Below are 2,568 nucleotides of genomic sequence, written 5' to 3'. Positions count from 1 at the left end.
TAGCTTCAGTTACTCCAGCAGCAGTAGTGAAGACAGCAGCTAAGCAATCCATCGACGAAGCTCTGAAAGCTAAGAATGATGAAATCGACGCTCGTACAGACCTAACAGATGAAGAGAAAGCTGCTGCTAAGTCAGAAGCAAAAGCTAAGGCTGACGCAGTGAAAGCAACCATCGACAACGCAACAACAAATGCAGAAGTAGAACAAGCTAAGGTGACTGGAACAACAGAAGTCACTTCAGTCAATCCAGAGGCGTTGACTAAGTCAGCAGCTAAGCAATCCATCGACGAAGCTTTGAAAGCTAAGACTGATGAGATAGACGCTCGTACAGACTTGACAGATGAGGAGAAAACTGCAGCTAAGGGAGACGCGAAAACAAAAGCTGACGCAGCGAAGACTGCAATCGACAACGCAACAACAAACGATGCAGTAACTCAAGTTAAAAACGATGGGGCAGCAAGTGTAGCTTCAGTGACTCCAGCAGCAGTAGCGAAGACGGAAGCTAAGCAAGCCATCGATGAAGCTCTTAAAGCTAAGAGTGCTGAGATAGACGCACGTACAGACTTAACAGACGAAGAGAAAACTGTGGCTAAATTAGATGCAAAAGCCAAAGCTGACGCAGCGAAAGCAACCATCGACAACGCAATAACAAATGCGGAGGTAGAACAAGCTAAGGTGACTGGAATAACAGAAGTAAAAGCAGTAGATCCACAACCAGAAGCTAAGACAGCAGCTAAGCAAGCCATCGATGATGCCCTAAAAGCTAAGAACGACGAGATAGACGCTCGTACAGATTTAACAGACGAAGAGAAAACTGCTGCTAAGTCAGAAGCAAAAGCTAAGGCCGACGCAGCAAAAGAAGTTATCGATAAAGCGACAACCAATGCAGAAGTTGACCAAGCAAAGTCAACTGGAATTGCAGAAGTCACTTCAGTAAATCCAGGTGCAGTGGCTAAGACAGAAGCTAAGCAAGCCATTGACGAAGCTCTGAAGGCTAAGAACGACGAAATCGACGCACGTACAGACTTAACAGATGAAGAGAAAGCTGCTGCTAAGTCAGAAGCAAAAGCTAAGGCTGACGCAGCAAAAGAAGCCATCGACAAAGCAACAACGAATGCAGCAGTCGACCAAGCTAAAACTAACGGAACTTTAGAAGTCACTTCAGTAAATCCAGAAGCAGTAGCGAAGACAGAAGCTAAGCAAGCCATCGACGATGCTTTGAAAGCTAAGACTGCCGAAATTGATGCTCGTACAGACTTAACAGATGAAGAGAAAACTGCAGCCAAAGCAGATGCAAAAGCCAAAGCTGACGCAGCAAAATCAGCCATAGATAAAGCAACAACGAATGCAGAAGTCTACCAATCTAAGTCAACTGGAATCACAGCAGTGACTTCAGTAAACCCAGAGGCAGTAGCGAAGACAGAAGCTAAGCAAGCCATCGACGAAGCGCTTAAATCTAAGACTGATGAAATCGACTCTCGTACAGACTTAACAGACGAAGAGAAAACCGCGGCTAAAGCAGAAGTAAAAGATAAGGCTGACGCAGCAAAATCAGCCATAGATAAAGCAACAAAGAATGCAGAAGTCGACCAATCTAAGGCAACTGGAATCACAGCAGTGACTTCAGTAAACCCAGAGGCAGTAGCGAAGACGGAAGCTAAGCAATCCATCGACGAAGCGCTTAAAGCTAAGACTTCCGAGATAGACTCTCGCACAGACTTAACAGAAGAAGAGAAAATTGGGGCTAAGGCAGAAGCAAAAACAAAAGCTGACGCAGCGAAGACTGCAATCGACAACGCAACAACAAATGCGGAAGTAGAACAAGCTAAGGTGACTGGAACAAGAGAAGTAAATAATGTAAATCCAGACGCAGTAGCAAAGTCAGAAGCTAAGAAATCCATCGACGAAGTTCTTAAAGCTAAGACTGCCGAGATAGACGGACGTACAGACTTAACAGATGAAGAGAAAACTGCAGCCAAAGCAGACGCGAAAGCTAAAGCTGACGCAGCGAAAGCAGCCATCGACAAAGCAACAACGAATGCAACAGTCGACCAAGCTAAGTCAACTGGTATTGAGGAAGTGAACTCAGTCAATCCGATTGCACAAATTAGACCGGCAGTTGGAGCAAGTGCTGGAGTTCATGTAAACTCAGCTAATCCAACTTCTAAAGAAAAACCACAGGAAAAACAAGCAATAGACCAAGTATTGAAAACTGATGAAGCCAAAGCTAAAGTGAAAGATAGTGTAGCATCTACTATCTCACAACTTGAAAATGAGAATCAGCAAGTAGCTACTAATCAGCGTGTAGTGGCTAGAGAATTGCCAAATACAGGTACAACAGAATCCATAACAGCAATTGTTGCAGCAACAGCTAGTGCGATACTTGGTTTTGGTCTTATTGCTCGTCGTCGAAAAGAAGATGAAGAAGACAAATTAGAAAATCAGTAACGATTTCTAACAGTTGCAACTCCTTTTTTGAGACTAAGTAGATAATATTATTCTTAAAACTCTCCTAGAGCAAAATAGCTACTAGGAGAGTTTTTTCTCTAATCAGAAGATACGTGACGGG

1 protein-coding gene is annotated in these 2,568 nt (G+C 43.8%); it reads left to right on the top strand.

Going from position 1 to position 2,568, the window contains the following annotated elements; genetic code table 11:
* A partial coding sequence (locus tag O3664_RS09030; protein WP_371613933.1) for a DUF1542 domain-containing protein occupies window positions 1-2,447 on the top strand: 2,447 nt, incomplete at its 5' end.
* Window positions 2,448-2,568 lie beyond the last annotated feature (121 nt).

The organism is Streptococcus sp. 27098_8_109 (assembly GCF_041432295.1).
Taxonomy (GTDB): domain Bacteria; phylum Bacillota; class Bacilli; order Lactobacillales; family Streptococcaceae; genus Streptococcus.
Note: the sequence above shows the minus strand (reverse complement) of the source record. Positions and strands in the feature narration are given on the sequence as shown.